17 protein-coding genes and 1 pseudogene are annotated in these 19,085 nt (G+C 62.9%); 12 read left to right on the forward strand and 6 right to left on the reverse strand.

What is annotated here, in order from left to right; translation table 11 throughout:
• Nucleotides 1–27: 27 nt before the first annotated feature.
• From IPK59_09815 to IPK59_09835, 5 genes are all read right to left on the reverse strand, one after another.
• The gene (locus IPK59_09815; protein ID MBK8159035.1) at nucleotides 28–756 is read right to left on the reverse strand and encodes an amino acid ABC transporter ATP-binding protein; all 729 of its coding nucleotides are present in this window, start codon (nucleotides 754–756) and stop codon (nucleotides 28–30) included.
• A 40-nt stretch (nucleotides 757–796) separates the two neighbouring features.
• Nucleotides 797–1,453, reverse strand: coding sequence for an amino acid ABC transporter permease (locus IPK59_09820; protein MBK8159036.1), 657 nt, complete (start codon nucleotides 1,451–1,453; stop codon nucleotides 797–799).
• Nucleotides 1,450–2,118, reverse strand: a complete 669-nt coding sequence (locus IPK59_09825) for an amino acid ABC transporter permease (GenBank protein MBK8159037.1) — start codon at nucleotides 2,116–2,118, stop codon at nucleotides 1,450–1,452. The genes IPK59_09820 and IPK59_09825 overlap by 4 nt, the downstream gene beginning before the upstream one ends.
• A gap of 24 nt (nucleotides 2,119–2,142) precedes the next feature.
• Entirely contained in the window at nucleotides 2,143–2,898 is a 756-nt protein-coding gene (locus tag IPK59_09830; GenBank protein MBK8159038.1) for a transporter substrate-binding domain-containing protein, read from the reverse strand.
• 185 nt (nucleotides 2,899–3,083) lie between these two features.
• Nucleotides 3,084–4,142, reverse strand: a complete 1,059-nt coding sequence (locus IPK59_09835) for an AraC family transcriptional regulator (GenBank protein ID MBK8159039.1) — start codon at nucleotides 4,140–4,142, stop codon at nucleotides 3,084–3,086.
• A gap of 176 nt (nucleotides 4,143–4,318) precedes the next feature.
• On the opposite strand from IPK59_09835, the gene IPK59_09840 reads away from it, so the two are divergent.
• From IPK59_09840 to fabG, 9 genes and pseudogenes are all read left to right on the forward strand, one after another.
• A complete protein-coding gene (locus tag IPK59_09840) occupies nucleotides 4,319–6,610 on the forward strand; it encodes a propanediol/glycerol family dehydratase large subunit (protein MBK8159040.1) in 2,292 nt (763 codons plus the stop codon).
• The gene (locus IPK59_09845) at nucleotides 6,610–7,035 is read left to right on the forward strand and encodes a diol dehydratase small subunit (GenBank protein ID MBK8159041.1); all 426 of its coding nucleotides are present in this window, start codon (nucleotides 6,610–6,612) and stop codon (nucleotides 7,033–7,035) included. Before IPK59_09840 ends, IPK59_09845 begins: the two co-directional genes overlap by 1 nt.
• 125 nt (nucleotides 7,036–7,160) lie before the next feature.
• Entirely contained in the window at nucleotides 7,161–7,856 is a 696-nt protein-coding gene (locus tag IPK59_09850) for a cysteine hydrolase family protein (GenBank protein ID MBK8159042.1), read from the forward strand.
• Nucleotides 7,853–8,581, forward strand: coding sequence for a type 1 glutamine amidotransferase (locus IPK59_09855; protein ID MBK8159043.1), 729 nt, complete (start codon nucleotides 7,853–7,855; stop codon nucleotides 8,579–8,581). The genes IPK59_09850 and IPK59_09855 overlap by 4 nt, the downstream gene beginning before the upstream one ends.
• Nucleotides 8,582–8,811: 230 nt before the next feature.
• Nucleotides 8,812–9,974, forward strand: a pseudogene (locus IPK59_09860) (extracellular solute-binding protein).
• Between the two features lie 103 nt (nucleotides 9,975–10,077).
• Entirely contained in the window at nucleotides 10,078–11,145 is a 1,068-nt protein-coding gene (locus IPK59_09865; GenBank protein MBK8159044.1) for an ABC transporter ATP-binding protein, read from the forward strand.
• A 16-nt stretch (nucleotides 11,146–11,161) separates the two neighbouring features.
• The gene (locus IPK59_09870; GenBank protein MBK8159045.1) at nucleotides 11,162–12,016 is read left to right on the forward strand and encodes an ABC transporter permease; all 855 of its coding nucleotides are present in this window, start codon (nucleotides 11,162–11,164) and stop codon (nucleotides 12,014–12,016) included.
• Between the two features lie 3 nt (nucleotides 12,017–12,019).
• Nucleotides 12,020–12,841: an ABC transporter permease gene (locus tag IPK59_09875; protein MBK8159046.1), complete on the forward strand. Its 822-nt coding sequence runs from the start codon at nucleotides 12,020–12,022 to the stop codon at nucleotides 12,839–12,841.
• A 25-nt stretch (nucleotides 12,842–12,866) separates the two neighbouring features.
• The gene (fabG, locus tag IPK59_09880; protein ID MBK8159047.1) at nucleotides 12,867–13,646 is read left to right on the forward strand and encodes a 3-oxoacyl-ACP reductase FabG; all 780 of its coding nucleotides are present in this window, start codon (nucleotides 12,867–12,869) and stop codon (nucleotides 13,644–13,646) included.
• Between the two features lie 162 nt (nucleotides 13,647–13,808).
• Here the strand turns inward: fabG and IPK59_09885 are convergent, their stop codons facing one another.
• A complete protein-coding gene (locus IPK59_09885; GenBank protein ID MBK8159048.1) occupies nucleotides 13,809–14,876 on the reverse strand; it encodes an AraC family transcriptional regulator in 1,068 nt (355 codons plus the stop codon).
• 282 nt (nucleotides 14,877–15,158) lie between these two features.
• Between IPK59_09885 and IPK59_09890 the strand changes: the two genes are divergently transcribed.
• The 3 genes from IPK59_09890 (at nucleotide 15,159) to IPK59_09900 (ending at nucleotide 19,074) form a co-directional block, all read left to right on the forward strand.
• Nucleotides 15,159–16,148: a phosphotransferase gene (locus tag IPK59_09890; GenBank protein ID MBK8159049.1), complete on the forward strand. Its 990-nt coding sequence runs from the start codon at nucleotides 15,159–15,161 to the stop codon at nucleotides 16,146–16,148.
• 26 nt (nucleotides 16,149–16,174) lie between these two features.
• On the forward strand, nucleotides 16,175–17,464 hold the full coding sequence (locus IPK59_09895; protein ID MBK8159050.1) for an aspartate aminotransferase family protein: 1,290 nt from the start codon (nucleotides 16,175–16,177) through the stop codon (nucleotides 17,462–17,464).
• A gap of 77 nt (nucleotides 17,465–17,541) precedes the next feature.
• On the forward strand, nucleotides 17,542–19,074 hold the full coding sequence (locus IPK59_09900) for an aldehyde dehydrogenase family protein (protein ID MBK8159051.1): 1,533 nt from the start codon (nucleotides 17,542–17,544) through the stop codon (nucleotides 19,072–19,074).
• Nucleotides 19,075–19,085: the final 11 nt, after the last annotated feature.

A 19,085-nucleotide genomic window follows, 5' to 3' on the forward strand; every position in this document is an offset into this window, starting at 1 on the left:
GGTCGGGGTGAGGGGCTTTTTATCGGCTCAATGCTTCAGCAGCTGCCCGAGGAACAGCTTGGTGCGCTCGTTCTTGGGGTTGGCGAAGAACTCCGCGGGCGGCGCCACTTCGACCACCTGGCCATGATCCATGAAGACGACGCGGTCGGCGACCGTGCGGGCGAAGCCCATTTCATGGGTGACGCAGATCATGGTCATGTGTTCTTCGGCGAGCTCCACCATGACGTCGAGCACTTCCTTGATCATCTCAGGATCGAGGGCCGAAGTCGGCTCGTCGAACAGCATCACCTGCGGCTCCATGCAGAGGGCGCGGGCGATGGCGACGCGCTGCTGCTGGCCGCCCGACAATTGCGCCGGGTATTTGTGCGCCTGTTCGGCGATGCGGACGCGGGTGAGATAACGCATGGCCAACTCCTCGGCCTCGGCGCGGGGCATCTTGCGCACGCGGCGCGGCGCCAGGGTCAGGTTCTGCAGGATGGTCAAATGCGGGAACAGGTTGAACTGCTGGAACACCATGCCGACTTCACGCCGGATGAGTTCGATATTCTTGAAGTCCTGGGTGAGTTCGACACCTTCGACCAGGATCTCACCCGATTGATGCTGTTCCAGCCGGTTGATGCAGCGGATCGCGGTCGATTTGCCGGAGCCTGACGGGCCGCAGATCACCACGCGCTCGCCCTTGTTCACGGTCAGCGAGACATCTTTGAGGGCTTGGAACGAGTCGTACCACTTGCTGACCTTGCGCAGCTCGATCATCGGTGCCGATTTGTTGATCTGCGGGTCCATGGGCAAGTCCTCAGCGATGGCCGGTGGGAGTCAGGCGCCGTTCCAGGCGCCGCGACCAGTGTGTGAGCGGGTAGCAGATGGCGAAATATATCAGCGCCACGATGCTGTAGGTGACGAAAGGCTGGAAGGTCGCGTTGTTGATGACCTGCCCCGCCTTGGTCAATTCATGGAAGCCTACGATCGAGGCCAGGGCCGTGCTTTTCACCAGCTGCACCAGGAATCCGACCGTGGGCGGGATGGCGATCTTGAGGGCCTGGGGCAGGATCACGTCACGCATCTGCTGAACAAATGTCATGCCCAGACTGGCGCTGGCGTCCCATTGGCCGCGTGGGATCGCATCGACGCAGCCGCGCCAGATTTCGGCAAGGAAGGCGGTGGCATAGAGGGTGAGCGCGATGGTCGCTGCCAGCAGCGGCGAGACGTCAACACCCAGTTTCGGCAGACCGAAGAAGATGAGGAAGAGCTGCAGGAGGAGCGGCGTACCCTGGAACAGCTCGACATAAAGATGCATGACCCGGCCGCCGATTGCGGGCCTGGCATAGCGCAGCAGCAGCAGGAGAAGCGCGCCGATGCCGCCGCCCAGAAACGCGATGGCCGAGAGGGCCAGCGTCCAGCGCGTGGCGAGAAGCAGAAAGGAGAGGATATCGACGAGCGAGAATTCGATCATCGCGCGCGTCCGGCAAAAAGGCGGCTGCCGGCCTTGGCGGCGAGGCGGCGCAGGCAGATCGCCATGACGAGATAGATCACGGCGACCGCGGAGTAGGCTTCGAAAGTGCGGTAGTTACGCGACTGGATGAGGTCGGCGACATGGGTGAGGTCCATGACGGCGATCTGCGAGACGACGGCGGATTCCAGCATGGTGATGACGATCTGGCTGACCAGGGCCGGATACACATTGGCGATGGCCTGGGGCAGGATGACGCTGATGAAGACCCAGATCGGATGGAGGCCCAAAGCGAGGCCCGCTTCGCGCTGGCCTGGCGGCACGGATTCGATGCCCGCGCGCATGATCTCGATCGTATAGGCCGTGAGGTTGATGGTCATGGCGATGATGGCGGCCGTCATCGCCGTCATCTTCAGGCCGAGGCTCGGCAGGCCAAAGAAGATGAAGAAGAGCTGGACGAGGAAGGGGGTGTTGCGGATCAGCTCGACATAGGCGGTCACCAGGGTGCGCGCCCAGCGCATGCCCCAGCGAGCCGTCGCCGCCCCACCGATGCTGATGAGGAGGCCGAAGGTCGCGGCGACCGCGGTCAATGCCAGCGTGACTCCTGCGCCTTGCAGGAGCATGCCGGCATATTCCGCGATCGTGCTCAGGTCGAGATCATCGCCCATGGCTGTGTCAGCAGCCTTGGAGGGTTAGAAATCCTTCGGCAAGGGGGCTTTCAGCCACTTCACCGCGAGATCGTTGAGGCTGCCATCGGCGCGCATCGAGGCCAGCAGGTCGTTGAGCTTCTTCTGCAGGCCCGCTTCGCCCTTCTTCACCGCCATGTTCGAGGGCGAGGTGAGGAGCTGGAACTTCTCGACCGGCTTGATCGCCGGGTTCTTGGCGAGGATGGTGGCGCCGACATCGTTGCCGACCACCATCAACTGCGCCTGGCCGGAGAGGAAGGCCGAGATGACGCCGTTATAATCGCTGTAGCGCTGGATATCAGCACCGGCGGGGGCGACCTTGGTCACCTCGGTGTCTTCGAGCGTGCCGCGGTTGACGGCGATGGTCTTGCCGGCGAGATCGGCGGCATTGGCGACCGCGACATCTTCCGGACCCATGACGGCGATGTAATAGGGCGCGTAGGGGTCGGTGAAATCGACCACCAGAGCGCGTTCGTCGCTGAAGCCGATGCTGAGCAGCAGGTCGACCTTGCCTTCGCTGAGCGAGGGAATGCGGTTCTGGCCGGTGATGCCGACGAGATCGGCCTTCACGCCGAGGTGCTTCGCGATGATTTCGGCCATCTCCACGTCATAACCCTGGATGGTCATGTCGGAGCCAAGCGACGCGAAGGGCGGGAAATCTTCGAAGATGCCGACCTTGATCGAGCCGGCCTTGGCGATGTCTTCAAGCGCATCAGCGGATGCCGGATGGGCGCCGAAGGTGAGCAGGCCCAGCGCCAGCATGGCCGTGCTGGCCAGGATAGAACGGCGGGATAGTGTCTTTTTCATTGTCGCCCCCTCTGTTGGATGAGTTTCATCCCGGGCAGTTTCGCACCTGCGAAGGCGGTTACAATAGCAATCGGCCAAAACTCAGTTCAGCCGGAGCCGATGTAACAGAGCTGACCGATTGGTATGAAAGCGGGGATTCTTCAGTGGCGCAGCAAGCCGCTGCGATAGGCGCGGGGGCTGATGCCGGCCCAGCGCGTGAAGGCGCGGGTAAAGGCGGAAAGCTCGGAATAGCCCAGCAGAAGGGCGATTTCGCTGAGCGGCAACTGGCTTTGCTGCAGGTAATGGCGGGCAAGATCATAGCGCGTCGCATCCACGGCCTCGCGGTAGCCGAGGCCGGCATCGGCGAGCGCCCGCTGGATGGCGGTGGGCGACAGGCGCAGCATATGGGCGATCTGCTCCAGCGTCGGGGCGCCATCGGTGAGGCGCAGCCGGACGGCGCCGCGCACCCGGTCGATGAGCGATTCCGAGCGGTCATGGGAGCCCAGGGATTGCAGGCAGGTCTGCATCATGGTGAGGAGCTTGAGGTCGCGGCCCGGCATCGGTCGCGCCAGGAGATCGGCATCGAAGATGATGGCGTTGGTCTTGCAGCCGAAAAAGACCGGCGCGCCGAAGGCCAGCTCATGCTGGCGCCAATCATCGGGGCGCGGATGTTCGAACTGAATTTCGAGCGGGGACCAGCGACGCCCGCAGGCCTCGCGGATGATGTTGGTGAACTGGCCCAGCGACAATTCGGCATCCTGGCGGCGGGCGATGATGGCGGGCGACAGGATCTGGTATTCGAGGCGCATGCGCCCGTCGGCATCGCGCCGCAGCCCCATGGCGGAGGAACTCTGCTGGTAGCGGAACAGGCCCACCAGGTTCTCCAGCGCACTGCCCAGGGTGGGCGAGGAGAGCGAGGCATAGCCCCACATGCCGAGGTCGCGGGGGGAAAACTGCTGGCCGAACCAGAGGCCGAAATTGTCGCGCCCGGTCTGCTTCGCCGCTTCCTCGAACAGGCCGCAATAGGCGGCGAGGCGGAGCTGCAGGGTGGGTGCCGCGGTCATTTCCGGCGCGATGCCGCAATTGCCGAAGATGGAATCGACATCGCCGCCCTGGGCTTCGATGAAATCGACCAGACCGGACGCAGCGGCGGACAGCACCACCGGCCCACTCTGGGTGCCGCCGGTTTCCGCCAATGCCTGTCGTCCCGGATGGATCATCGAAGACCGTCCTTGTATGGGTCAGGAATGACGGCATGCTGCCGCCGATGCTGCAAGGCAACATGGCGAACCTGTCAAGATCGGGCCGGTTTGGGCCCAGCGCCCGGTGTCGCCTAACTCTAACCTGCCGCTAAATTCCCTGAAGACTGCGCAGAAGATTGCATCGGGAGTAGCTGATGACCGACCCCACGCAGGCAGGTAGCAATCCGGGAGCCAACCGGTGGCGCCGTTTCGCCGATTGGGACGAGCGGCCCCTGCGCCTCGACCGGTTCGCGGTCGAGGATCCGGAGAACGGCTTTGCTGCCTTCCACGGCGCCAAGGACCCGAAACCCGGCCTGGTGATGGAAGCCGGCCGGATCGCCAGCATGGATGGTATCCCGCTCGCCGATTTCGACATGATCGATCATTTCATCGCCCATCATCACCTGGATCTGGACCTCGCACCCACGGCAATGGCGATCCCCTCGGCCGAGATCGCGCGGCGGCTGGTCGATATCGCGGTCCCGCGCGAGGAACTGGCGCGCCTAGCCCATGGCTTGACGCCGGCAAAGCTTGCCGAGGTGGTAGCGCAGCTCTCGGCCATCGAGCTGGCCTTTGCCTTTTCCAAGATGCGCACCAGGAAGATGCCCGGCAATCAGGGCCATGTGACCAACGCCAAGGACGACCCATTGCAACTGGCGGCCGATGCCGCGACGGCGGTGGCCTTTGGCTTCGACGAGGTCGAAACCACCATGCGCGTCGCGCGCAATGCCTGGTCCAATGCGCTGGCTTGCGCGGTGGGGGCCGCGGTCGGGCGCTGGGGCACCCTCTTCCAATGTTCGAGCGAAGAGGCCGAGGAATTGCAGATCGGCATGGCGGGCTTCACCTCCTATGCCGAGACGGTCTCGGTCTATGGCACCGAGCGGGCGTTTACCGATGGTGACGACACCCCCTGGTCGAAGGCGTTCCTGGCCGCGGCCTATGCCTCGCGCGGCATCAAGATGCGCTGCACGTCGGGCGCTGCCTCGGAACTCCTCATGGGGTTCCATGAATCGAAATCGCTGCTTTATCTTGAGGCGCGGTGCCTCTGTCTGCAGCGGGCGATGGGTGTGCAGGGCACGCAGAATGGCGGCATCGACGGGGCGCCGCTTGCGTCCACCATGCCGGGCGGTGTGCGTGAATTGCTGGCCGAAAATCTCATCGCGGTGTGGCTCGATCTTGAATGCGCGACCGGCAACGATGCGCGGCATTCGGAATCCGAGATCCGCGTCGGCGCCAAGATCCTGCCCTATCTCATCGCCGGGTCGGACTTCATCTGTTCGGGCATGGGTTCGATCCTGAAATACGACAACTCCTTCAACCCCTCCTCCTTCAATGGCGAGGAGATGGAGGATTTCCTGGTGCTGCAGCGGGATTATGAGGCCGATGGCGGGCTGACCTCGGTCGGCGAAGCGACGGCACTCGATGTGCGCAAGCGCGCCATCGACGCGCTGGCCGCGGTCTTTGCCGAACTGGATCTGGGGGCGCCGACAGAGGCCATGAAGCGCAGTGTCGCCGTGGCGTCAGGTTCCAACGACACGGAGAGCTATCTGCCGCGAGATGTTTCCTTCATCAGCGAGAAGATCAAGGAACGCGGCATCAATGTGCTGGATGTGATCAAGGCGCTGGCCAAGCGCGGCTTCCGCGTTGAGGCGCAGAACCTGCTCAATGTCGTGCGGCTGCGCGTGTCGGGCGACTATCTGCAGACGGCGGCGGTGGTGCGCAACGGCCATGTGGTGAGCGCCGTCAACAATCCCAACGATTACAGTGGCCCCGGCACCGGCTACCGGGTGAGCGAGGCGCGGCGACAGGAACTCTCCGCCATCCGCGATGTGCTGACGCGCGAGGAGGTACTCCGCACGGAGGCTACCTTCGCGGGCCCCGAGGCCAAGCTCATCACTTACAAGACATTGGGCGTTGCCGCGGCCACGGGACCGAAGAACGAGATCGTCATCGGCGTGAGCCCGGCCTTTGGCGTCAAACTCTTCCGCACCCTTGCCGGCCATGCCCTGTCGGCGGTGCTGCGCGCGTTGAGCGAGGGAATCGCGGCCAAGGGTGGGATCGCCCGCATCGTGCGCATGCGGCATACGGCGGATACCTCGTTCCTGGGATTGAGTGCCGCGCGCCTGGCCGGATCCGGCATCGGCATCGGAATCCAGGCCAAGGGGACAGCGGTCATCCACCAGGCCGACCGGCTGCCGCACCATAATCTGGAGCTTTTTTCCAACGCGCCGATCACGTCGCTGGCACATTATCGCAGCTTCGGCGCGAACGCCGCCACCTATGCCAAAGGCGAGATGCCGGAGCCGGTGGTGGTGCCGACCGAGGGCAAGGCGATGGGCGCGCGCTATCACGCGCAGGTGGCGCTCATCTATGCCATTGAGACCTCGCTCACTGCCGATGGGGCGAAGCCTGAGGATATCGAGATCGCGTTCCTGGAGGCGCATTAATGACCCGCATCAACGGCATTGCCGATTATCCGCTGGCGGAGAACCGCCCCGATCTGGTCAGGACCGCGCGCGGCACGCCACTTGAGGAACTCACCCTGAATTCCGTCGAGGCCGGCAAGGTGACGCTGGAGGATCTGCGCATCACGTCGCAGGCGCTGAAGGATCAGGCCAGCATCTCGGAACTGGCGGGACGGCCGACGCTTGCGCGCAATTTCGAACGCGCGGCCGAGATCGTCGACGTGCCGCAGGATTTCGTGCTCAAAGTCTATGAACTGCTGCGGCCGGGGCGCGCCAAGACCAAGGACGATCTGCTGGCCGCCGCCAAGACCCTGCGCGAGACCTATGGCGCTGCACAGATGGCGGCATTTGTCGAGGAAGCGGCGGAGGTTTATGAGCGCAGGGGGTTGTTTACGTATAGGTTTTAGGGAAGCCCCCTCACCCCAACCCCTCTCCCCTAAGGGGCGAGGGACTTAGAGACGAGCTCGCTCGAAACTCCCTCGCCCCGCTTGCGGGGAGAGGGCCGGGGTGAGGGGATTTTTTTGAGAGTGACATGACCTGGAAGACACGCAACCGATCTTTCTATTACGCCGGCGCGCCGGAGCCGGGGGATTTCGACTTCAAGCCGTCGGAAACCGCGCTGCTGGTGATCGATGTGCAGAATACCTATCTGGAACGGCCGGACCGGGCGACCCTCGATGAGGCGGGCAAGGCGCATTACGATGCCTGGACGCCGTTCCACACGCGCATGAACGAGATCGTCATCCCGCGCGCGGCGGAGCTGCTGCGGCTTGCGCGCAAACACGGCATCGAATGCCTGTTCGCGCGTATCGCCTGCCAGACGCAGGATGGGCGGGATCGGTCCTTGAGCCAGAAGATGCCGGGCTGGAACAATCTGCTGCTTCCCAAGGATGAGCATGCCTCGCAGATCGTGCCGCAATTGGCCCCCCAGGGTGACGAGATTACCGTCACCAAAACCACCGATAGTGCGCTGACCGGCAGCAATCTCCGCCTGATCCTCCATAATCTCGGCATCAAGAACGTGATCTGCCTTGGCATCTTCACCGATCAATGCGTCTCGTCGACCGTGCGGAGCCTTGCCGATGAGAGCTTCCAGGTGGTGGTGATCGAGGATTGCTGTGCCGCGGGCTCCCACGCCTTGCATGAGCAGGAACTGGCCATCATCAACATGATCTATTGCCATGTCATGAACGCGGCGGAGTTCACCGATATGATGAAGCTGGCATGAAGCGCGTCCTGATCATCGTCCCGGAATTGGTGGCACCACCAGGCCTCCTCGGCCAGGCGCTCATCGAGCAGGGTGTTCGCTATGACGCGGTCTTTCCGGTCGGGCGCTTTGCCAGCCAGGCGCCGATGGATTATCCGGGCCTGCCGGAGGGGCCGGGCGGTTATGCCGGGCTTATCGTCATGGGCGGGCCGATGAGTGCCCGGGACGAACATCTCTATCCGTTCCTGACCGAGACGATGGCCCTCATCCGCGCCTTCACGGCCCTGGACCGGCCGGTGCTGGGTGTGTGCCTGGGTGCGCAGATCATCGCCCATGCCTTCGGTGGCGAGATCTACCGCATGAGCCGGCTGGAATCGGGCTTCCGGCAATTGGAGCTGACGCCGGAGGGGAAGCTTGACCCCTTGTTCAAGGATATCGCCGAACCGATCACGACCTTCGAGAACCATTACGAGGCAACCCGCGAGACGCCAGGTGCCGTCGCCCTGGTGACGGGCGGCGCCTGTCCGGTCCAGGCGTTCCGGGTCGGGGCCAAGACCTATGGCGTGCAGTTTCATATCGAGGTCACGATCGATATCGTGCGGGATTGGATCCGGATGTTCGGCCAGGATTTCTGCCGTGATGAGCCAAGATTGCTGACCGATCTCGACCAGCAGTTCGAAACTCATTTCGGCGACTACGTCCAGGTCTGCCGGACGCTCACGCGAAATTGGCTGGCGTTAACCTGAGTGGCTGGTGTCATCTTAACCGCTGTCAAGATTAACGGGCTAAATGTCAAGACCGGGTGGTAGGTGAGCCCTATCGTCCATAGTGTGACCGACATCAAGGCGACTTGCGTCAAGCAAGCGAAGAAGAGCACGAAACCGCATCCGTCCGGCATTCGCGGGTGAGATGCACCAGCTTGGTCAACAGGGAAGCAGCACCGGCAGAAAATGTCCGGGCCTACGGAGAGGGACAGATGAACAGCTTCAAGCAGTCACGTCGTAACTTCATGCAGAATTCGGCCCTGATGGCGGCGGCCTTTGCCGCCGGCGGCGTTGCCGGCCTGCGCCCGGCCTTCGCCGACCGGTCGAAGGAACTCAATATCCTGTGCTGGGAAGGCTATAACTCGGCCCAGGTGCTGGACCCGTTCCGCACCTCGAGCGGCGCCACGGTGAAGGCGGAATCGCTCACCAACGACCCCACCATGATCAACCGGCTGCGCGCCGGCGAGACCAATGTGTGGGATCTCATCAACGTCAACAATCACTGGGCGCGCAAGGTCATGTTCCCGGAAAGCTCATCATGCCGCTCGACCGCGCCAAGATGGAGCCCTATTTCACGAAGATGGGCCCGGACTTCAAGCCGCCCTACAAATGGGCGATGGACGATAGCGGGGAACAACTTCTTGGCATGGCGCAGCGCTACGGCCCCTACTCCTTCGTCGTCAACACCGACAAGGTGAGCCGGGCTACTGCCGAGGACCAGGGCTGGGATCTGTGGAACGATCCTGCCAATGACAAGAAATACGGCGTACTCGAATCCGACGATTGGAACGTGTTCAACATCTGCTGCATCGCCGGCTTCGATCCGTTCAAGGAGCATACGCCTGAGGAAATCGCCAAATTCGGCGAGACCGCGAAGAAGGTGTTCAAGGGCGCCAAGATGGTGGGCGATATCGCCACCATGAACCAGGCGCTGGTCTCGGGCGAAATCGACTTCCACATGACGGGCGGCACCTATTCGGCCTCGCCGGCGCGTGCCGACGGCGCCCTCAACATCCGCGCCGTGACACCCAAGAAGGGCCCGCTCGCCGGTGGCAAGGGCGGCATTTCCTGGATCGAGATCACCTCGGTGGTCAACAACCCGGATGTCTCGCCGCTGGCCGTGCAGTTCCTGGAGTATGTCCAGGACCCGAAGGTCGCCCACACCGTGGCCTTCGCCGAAGGCACATTCAACCCCGTGGCGCAGATGGGCAACCCGGATTGCTTCAGCCTGTTCACCAAGGAAGAACTGGACGCCATCCAGTATGACAGCCTTGAGGAAGAGATGGCGCGCTCGGTCGAATACGACATCGTGCCGGATTACGACAAGCTGCTCGACATCATGACCGCAGCAAAGCGCGACGCGTCCGGCGGCTGATTGCCGAAGACGTCTTGACGAACGGGGATCGCCCGGCTGATCTTTTGCCGGGCGATCCTGTTTCTCCACACCCCTTTCATCACGATCCGGATTTTCGAGGACCATGAACGGCCGATCGCCCATATTGCAATTGCGAAAGCTCACCAAGACGTTCGGTTCCTTCACGGCCGTCAAAGAAATCAACCTCGATATCACCGAAGGCGAGTTCTTCACCATCGTCGGCCCGTCGGGCAGCGGCAAGACCACCCTGCTGCGCATGCTGACCGGCATGGAGAGTGCCAGCAGCGGCGATATCCTGCTGCGGGGTGCCCGCATCAACGACCTGCCGGCCAACAAGCGGCCGACCTGCATGGTGTTCCAGTCGCTGGCGCTGTTTCCGCACCGCACGGTCGGGCAGAACATCGAATTCTCGCTCAAGATCAAGAATATCGCGCCCGACGTCCGCAAGGCGCGGGCGCTGCAGCTGATGGCGCAGTTGCGCCTGCCGCAGGATTATTACGGCAAGAGCGTCACCAAATGTTCGGGCGGCGAGCGGCAGCGCGTAGCACTTGCCCGGGCGCTGGCTTATGACCCGGATATCCTGTTCTTCGACGAGCCGCTCTCCGCCATCGACTACAAGCTCAGGAAGACGCTTGAGAAAGAGCTGAAGGACATCCACCGCGAGACAGGCAAGACCTTCATCTACATCACCCATTCCCTCGAAGAGGCGATGGTGATGAGCGACCGGATCGGCGTCATGCGCGCCGGGCAACTGGTGCAGGTGGGTTCGCCGCAGCAGATCTATTCCGCGCCGGAGACGAAGTTCGTCTCCGAATTCATCGGCGACGTCAATGTCATGGCGGTGACCGCCAAGGGACCTTCGACCGTCCATGCGGCGGAGTTCGGCATCGATATTGCCAGCCCCGCGGTGCCGGCGGGCTTTGGCGCCGGGCATCTGGTGGTGCGACCGGAATCGCTGCGCTTCGTCGAGAGCCGCGCCGGCGCCGAGAACTGCATCGAAGGCCGGCTTTATAATGAATATGTGCTGGGCTCGCGCATCCAGTACCAGGTCCGCGTCCATGACCATGTCTTCATCGTCGAGAAGTTGCGCCAGCAGGCCTTCACCGGCCAGCGCGACGACAGTGTGCTGATCGGCTGGGATGCCAAGGACAGCATCCTGGTGACGGATTGAGCGGCGGGGGCAGCGCATGAACCTCGCCAAGAGCATCGGTCCCGGCACTAGGCACGCCATTCCCATCCTGCTGTTCCTGCTGGTGGGATTCGCGGCCCCACTGCTGGCCGTCATCGGCTTCAGCTTCATCCCCGCGCGGAGCTTCTCGCTGTGGCAGAGCTGGAGCCTTGGCAACTACATCGAGATCTTCAACTCGACCAGTTATCTCTCCTTCCTCTGGTCACTGGGTCTTGCCGCCGTGACGGTGCTGATCCTTGCCATGATCTGCTATCCGATCGCCTATGGCCTCGCCCGCGTGTTCGGCAAATATGCGACCCTGGTGACGTTGCTGTTCACCATTCCCTTGTTCGTCTCGGAAAATGTGCGGCTTTACGGCTGGGTCCTGTTTTTCATCAAGAACGGCGTGCTGCTGGGCACGCTCAAATCCTGGTTTGGCATCGAGCCCGAAAGCTGGCTGTTCACCAACGGCATCATCGTGTTCGGCATGGTCTATGTGTATCTCCCCTTCATGCTGTTCCCGATGACGCTCGGCGTCTCCATGGTGCCCGACCAGACCCGCGACGCGGCCTTCGACCTCGGCGCCACGCGCTGGCAGGTGTTCAAGGAGGTGGAACTGCCGCTTTCCATGCCCGGCATCATGATCGGCTTCCTGCTCTCCTTCGTGCTGGCGGTGGGTGCTATCGCCGAGGCGAAGGTGCTGGGTGGGCAGCAGATCATCCCGATCAGCCACGACATCGAGATCGCCTTCACCTATGCGCAGAACTGGCCACTGGGGGCCGCCCTTTCGGTACTCCTCATGCTGGTGGTGGGCACCATGGTGCTCCTCGTGCTACGCCGCTTCGATCTCGATGCCATCCTGGGACGGAGATAGGCCATGAGCAGCCTCGCCCCCCGCTGGCGTACCTCACTCATCTGGGCCTGGACCGCGGCCGTGGTCGTGTTCATGTACCTGCCGGGCCTCTGCCTGCTGCTGGCCTCGATGACGTCGAGCCGCTATTTCATCTTCCCGATCACAAAATGGGGCTTCGCCTGGTGGGAGAAGACCTTCGCCTCGCTGGAAATCCACCAGCTGTTCCAGACCTCCTTGCTGATCGCCTTCTGCGTCACCGTCATTGCGGTCACCATCGCGCTCTTCGGCGCGCTCGCTTTTGCACGGTATGACTGGAAGGGGCGCAGCCTCTATCAGAAGATCGTGCTGCTGCCGATCTTCTTTCCGCAATCGGTGCTGGGTCTTTCCCTACTGCTGTGGTTCAATGCGCTGGGCCTCACCATGTCTTGGCAGACGGCGGTGTTTGCGCATCTGGTCTGGATCGTCCCGGTCTGCACCCTGGTCATCTCGATCCAGGTCTATTCCTTCGATCCGGCATTGGAAGAAGCGGCCTTCGATCTCGGTGCCACCAAATGGCAGGTATTCCGCGAAGTGACGTTGCCGGTACTGTTCCCCGGCATCTTCTCCGGCGCCCTCTTTGCGTTCCTGCTGTCCTGGGGCAATTTCCCGTTGTCGCTCTATACGACCGGCGCCGATACGACGATCCCCGAATATCTCTATGCCAAGATGGTCGCGGGCTATACGCCGGGCGTCCCGGTGCTGGGCACCGTCTCGACCGTGGGGGCTGCGGGCCTGCTGCTCGTCGGCTATGCCATCATCCTGATGCTGCGCCGCCGCCGCGCCGTCAGCGATCAATCGGAAACCTGAGCAAAGATAGAGGAGACGCGCCATGTTGGCCGCATCGATCAAGGGGAAATCCGTCATCGTCACTGGCGCCAGCAAGGGCATCGGCAAGGGCATCGCCCGCGTCTTCGCGCAGCACGGCGCCAAGGTGCTGGTGGTCGGGCGCGATCTCAAAGCCGCGGAAGCCGCGGCCAAGGAATTGACCGATATGGGGCATACCGCCTCGGGCTTTTCGGCCGACGTCACCAAATTGCCCGAGATGGAGAAGATGGCGAAGGCCGCCGTCGATCGCTATGGCGGCGTCGACGTGCTCTGTGCCAATGCCGGCATGTTCCCGCAGGTGAAGATCGAGGAAATGTCGCCGGAGACCTGGGACGATGTGATGGCGACCAACCTCAAGGGCACCTTCCTGTCGGTGAAGGCCTGCGTGCCTTACCTCAAGAAATCCGGCGAAGGCCGCATCGTCATCACATCCTCGATCACCGGGCCGGTCACCGGCTTTCCGGGTTGGACCCATTACGGCGCCACCAAGGCGGGCCAATTGGGCTTCATGCGCACGGCCTGCATGGAACTTGCGAAATACGGCATCACGGTCAACGCCGTGCTTCCCGGCAATGTCATGACCGAGGGGCTCATCGAATTGGGCGAGGCCTATATGAAGGGCATGGCGGCGGCGGTGCCGCTGGGCAAGCTCGGCACGGTCGACGATATCGGCCATGCCGCTTTGTTCCTTGCCTCGCGCGAGGCGGGCTATATCACCGGGCAGACGATCATCGTCGATGGCGGTCAGATCCTGCCGGAATCACAGGACGCGATGGCGCAGATGTGAGTTGGAATTGTACTGATCGTTCCCCCTCACCCTTACCCTCTCCCGCAAGGGAAGAGGGAATGAGGCTGTGCCGGCAAAACCGTACGTAGACAAGAAGATCTCACCGCCACTGCGTGACGTAGCCCCTCTCCCCTTGCGGGAGAGGGGTTGGGGTGAGGGGGTTCAGTGCCCCTGTTTGCGATAGGCGCGGGGGCTGACGCCGGTCCAGCGGGTGAAGGCGCGGGTGAAGGCGGAGAGTTCGGAATAGCCAAGCAGCAGGGCAATCTCGGTCAGCGGCAATTGGCGCTGATCGAGATACATCTGGGCCAGACTCTGGCGCGTGGTCTCGACCGCGTCCTTGTAGGTGAGGCCCTGTTCGGCAAGTTCCCGCTGGATCATGGCGCCCGGCACGCGCAGCATCTGCGCGATCTGTTCCAGACTGGGATAGCCGCCCGGCAGATTGACGCGGATCGCGGTCTTGACCCGGTCGACCATGCCGTCGCTGCCCTGACGGTGCGAGCCCAATGATTCAAGGCAGGTCTGCATCATGGTGAGGAGCTGCAGGTCGCGCCCCGGCATCTGCCGGTCGAGGAGTTCCGGGCGGAACAGCAGCGCGTTGGTGGGCTGGCTGAAATAGACCGGGGCGTCGAAGGCAGTCTCGTGATCCTTCCAGAATTCCGGGCGGGGATGTTCAAAATGCACCTCGACCGGCGCCCATTTCGGGCCGCAGCAATCGCGGATCACATTGGCGAACATGCAGAGCGACAGTTCGGCGTCTTGGCGGCGTTCGACGATTTCCGAGGAATAGATCTGGTATTCAAGGCGCATCAACCCGTCGGCCCCGCGCGCGAGCTGCATGCCGGAAGATTCCTGGTGGAAATGGAAGAGGCGCACCAGATTGTCGAGGGCCGCCCCCAGGGTCGGTGAGGAAATGGCGGCATAGCCCCACATGCCGAGGTCGCGGGGCTGGAATTGCTGGCCGAAATGCAGGCCGAAATTGCCGGGGCTGAACTTCTCACCTTCGATCTGCTTGGCGGCCTGCTCGAACAGGCGGCAATAGGAGGCAAGCTTCAATTTCAGGGTCGGTGCCCCCGCCATGTCCGGGGCGATGCCGGAATTGCCGAAGATCGAATCGACGTCGCCATGCTGGCGCTCGATGAAATCGACAAGGCCGGTCGCCGCCGCCGCCAGCACGATGGGCGCGCCGGTCTCGCGGCTGTCGGTCTTCGGATCCAGCAGAGCGGTTGCCATCGGGATTTCTCCGGCCAAGCCATGTCAAGCCGTGGACAAGAGCCAATGATGGCATGGGCCGCGTCCGGCCTTCAAGGGTGCAAAGCGGTTCAGCTGTCAAGATCACCCCCCCACGGGTCAAGCGCGGCATGACGTCCGCGGCCTAACCTGCCAAACAGATGGAAACATGCCGGTCGCAAACAAGCGGCGACTCCGCCAGGGTTTTTAAGAATTGGGTTTCTAAACACTTGGCGGGCAAAGAGCCTGATCGACATCTGGGAGCTGAGGATATTCATGAGCGGCATGCTCACGACTGAACAATTGTTGCGCGTGATCGATGAACTGGCGGTAGCCAGCCTGCCGCGTTGGGGCTTAGGCGGCGCCGAGCTGAAGCTTATCAACCATTCCGAAAACTGGACCTACCGCGTGACGCCAAAGGGTGCTGCGCGCCCCGTGATCCTGCGCGTGCACCGCGAGGGCTATCACAGTCTCAATGGCATTCGCAGCGAGCTGGCCTGGATGCGCGCCCTGCAGGCGGAAGCCGGGGTGAAGACGCCACAGGCGATCCCCGCGCAGGACGGCAGCGACATCCAGACCGTGTCGCATCCGTCCCTCTCCAGCCCGCGCAATTGCGTGCTGTTCGAGTTCATCGACGGGATCGAGCCGCCGCAGGACAATCTCATGGCGCCGTTCCGCCAGCTGGGCGAAGTCACGGCGCGCTGCCACAATCACAGCGAAGGCTGGGCGCGGCCACCCTATTTCGAGCGCCTCTCCTGGGATTTTGAGCATTCCGTGGGCCGGACCGCCAATTGGGGACGCTGGCAGGACGGGCCGGATTGCACGCCGGACCGGGCAAGGCTGCTGCAACGCGCGGTCGATCTCATGGAGAAGCGGCTCGCACGTTTCGGCCAGGCCAACACCCGCTATGGCCTCATCCATGCCGATTTCCGGCTGGCCAATCTCCTCGTTCACAACGGCGATGTGCGTGTCATCGACTTCGACGATTGCGGCCTTGGCTGGTTCCTTTATGACGCCGCCACCGCGGTCAGCTTCTTCGAGGACCGCGCCGATGTGCCGGAGTTGATGGAAGCCTGGAAGGAAGGCTATCGCCGTATCCGCACCTTGCCGCCGGAAGACGAACATGAAATCTGGACCTTCATCCTGCTGCGGCGCATGACGCTGTTCGCCTGGATGGGGAGCCATGCCGAAACCGATCTCGCGCGCACCGAAGGGCCGGGCTACAGCACCGGCACCTGCGAGCTCGCCGAGCGCTACTTACGCCAATACAGCTGACCCCTTCAGGGTTGAGGAAACGAGCCATGGCCGAGCGAGAACAGAGTCCCGAAAAGCGCGAGATGCTCGCGAAATCGAAGCAGTTCTGGAATCCCGCCAAGACCCAGGCCTGGCAGGATATGGGCGTCGATCTGGTGATCGACCGGCGCGAGGGCTATTTCCTCTACGACATGTCAGGCCGCCGCCTCATCGACCTGCACCTCAATGGCGGCACCTATAATATCGGCCATCGCCATCCGGAACTGGTAGAGGTGCTGAATCGCGGCACCACCCGCTTCGACATGGGCAATCATCACTTCCCCTCGCAGGGTCGGACGGCGCTCGCCGAAATGCTGGCGCGGATCTGCGGCGGCGACATGCATTACACGATCTATGCCTCGGGTGGTGCCGAAGCCATCGACATCGCGCTCAAGACCGCGCGCAACGCCACGCAGAAGCGCAAGATTCTCTCGATCAAGAACGCCTATCACGGCCATACCGGCCTCGCGGTCGCGACCGGCGCCGACCGCTTCAAGAAGATCTTCCTCTCCGACAATCCGGAAGAATTCATCCATGTGCCGTTCAATGATCTGAACGCGATGGAAGATGCGCTGCGCGCCAAGGATATCGCGGCGTTGATCATGGAGACGATCCCCGCCACCTACGGCTTCCCGATGCCCTTGCCGGGTTACCTGCAGGAAGTGAAGAAGTTGTGCGAGCGCTATGGTGCGCTCTATATCGCCGACGAGGTGCAGACCGGGCTCATGCGCTGCGGCGAGATGTGGGGCTATCAGCGCTATGGCATCACGCCGGATATCCTGGTGACCGGCAAGGGTATTTCCGGCGGCATGTATCCCATCGCCTGTGTCGTCGTGCGCGAACCCTATGCCGGCTGGCTGAAGCAGGACGGCTTTGCCCATATGTCGACCATGGGCGGCGCCGAGCTTGGCTGCCTCGTCGCCATGAAGACATTGGAGATTCTCGAGCGGCCGATGGTGAAGCCGATGGTCAATTACATCTCGGAAACCTTCCGCAACGGGCTCCAAGAGATCATGGCGCTTTATCCGGATTTCTTCGTGGGCCTGCGGCAATGCGGCGTCGTCATGGGGCTGGAATTCGATTTCCCCGAAGTCGCCAAGCCGGTGATGAGGCATCTCTACGAGAACGGCGTCTGGGCCATCTTCTCGACGCTCGATCCCCGCGTCCTGCAGTTCAAGCCCGGCGTGCTGATGAGTGCCGATCTCTGTGCCGAAGTGCTGGAACGCGTCGAGCGCGCCGTCGGCCTTGCCTATGCGGACTGCATGGGCAAGGGGCGCCAGTCGCACCGCGCCGCGTGAGATAGGAACCGATCATGACCGCCATCGTTCAAGAACTCCTTGCCGGCGAAAAACGCGCAACCGGCACCGCCGATCTGATGCTGCAGAGTGCCGAATGGGCGGCGGCGGCGTTTGCGCGCTTCGACCGCGCTCGGGTCCATGCCATCGCACGCGCGGCAGCCGACGCGGCGTTCGCCCAGGCCGGCGCCCTCGCTGACGCAGCCGTTGCTGAAACCGGCTTCGGTGTCGCCGCTCACAAGAAGATCAAGAACGAGCTCACCTCGCGCGGCCTGTTCGAGCTCTATGCGCAGGAGGATTACTGTTCGGCGCGCATCAAGGCAGAGCTCAAGATGGTGGAGCTGCCGCGCCCGGCCGGCATCGTCTTTGCCCTCACCCCCTCCACCAACCCAGTCTGTAGCGTCTTCTACAAGGTGCTGATGGCGCTCTTCACGCGGAACGCCATCATCCTGTCGCCGCACCCGATGGCGAAGGGCTGCTCGGTCAAGGCGGCAAAGCTGATGGCGGCGGCGGCGGAAGCAGCAGGCGCCCCCACCGGCATCATCCAGGTGATCGAGGAGCCGAAGCTGCCGCTCATCGAATATTTCATGAGTTCGCCGCGGGTCGGTGTCATCCTTGCCACCGGCGGCACGCCGATGGTGCGCTCGGCCTACAGTTCGGGAAATCCGGCGATCGGCGTCGGCCCCGGCAACGCGCCGGTGCTGGTCGATGAGAGCGCCGATGTCAACGAAGCGGCCAAGCGCATCGTGACCTCGAAGGCGTTCGACAATTCGATCCTCTGCACCAATGAGAGCGTCGTGCTGGCGGTGGAGAGCATCGCCGACCGACTGCAACAGGCGCTGAAATCTGCGGGCGCCTATATCGCCAAGCCGGAGGAAGTGGCAGCGCTACGCGAGCTGCTGTTCGGCCTGGGTAGCTTCAATGTCGAGGTGTTGGGGAAATCGGCGGTCGAGATCGGCGCGCGCATCGGCTTGCGCCTGCCCGCACAAACTCAGATCATCCTCGCCGAGATCGACCGGATCGGCATCGACGAGCCGCTCTCCAAGGAAAAACTGTGCCCGGTGCTGGGCTTCCTGCGCGTGCCCCACGCCCAGGCCGGCATCACCCAAGCGCGCGCGCTCATAAGGCTTTCGGGGGCTGGCCATTCGGCGGCGATCCACAGCAAGCACCCGGCGACGATCCTGAAATTCGGTGCGGCGGTGAAGGCGCTCCGCGTCGTCGTCAATGCGCCCTGCAGCCTGGGCGCGGCCGGATACGGCACGCATCTCGCACCCGCCTTCACCATCGGCACCGGATTCTTCGGCTCATCCGCGGTGGGGGAGAATGTCGGCCCGCAGCACCTCATCAACTGGACGCGCATCGCCTATAACGACGATCCCAAGGAAGTGTTCGGCGATTTCAGCGGGCTCGATGCCAATGCCGGCGGACCGGCCTTGGCGCTGGGCCTCGAGGCACCCATCTCATTGGGGCGCCTGCAGGAAGGCGCCGAGGCGGCGCAGAGCCCCTTGCCGCAGCCGCAGGGTTCGGGTGGCACGCTCGATGAGGTGGCGCTGCTGCGCGAAGAGATCCGCCGCATGGTGTTGGAAGAACTCCGCGGCGCGATGCGGTCATGAGAAAGCAGAAC

The organism is Rhodospirillaceae bacterium, from assembly GCA_016712715.1.
Classification (GTDB): domain Bacteria; phylum Pseudomonadota; class Alphaproteobacteria; order Dongiales; family Dongiaceae; genus Dongia.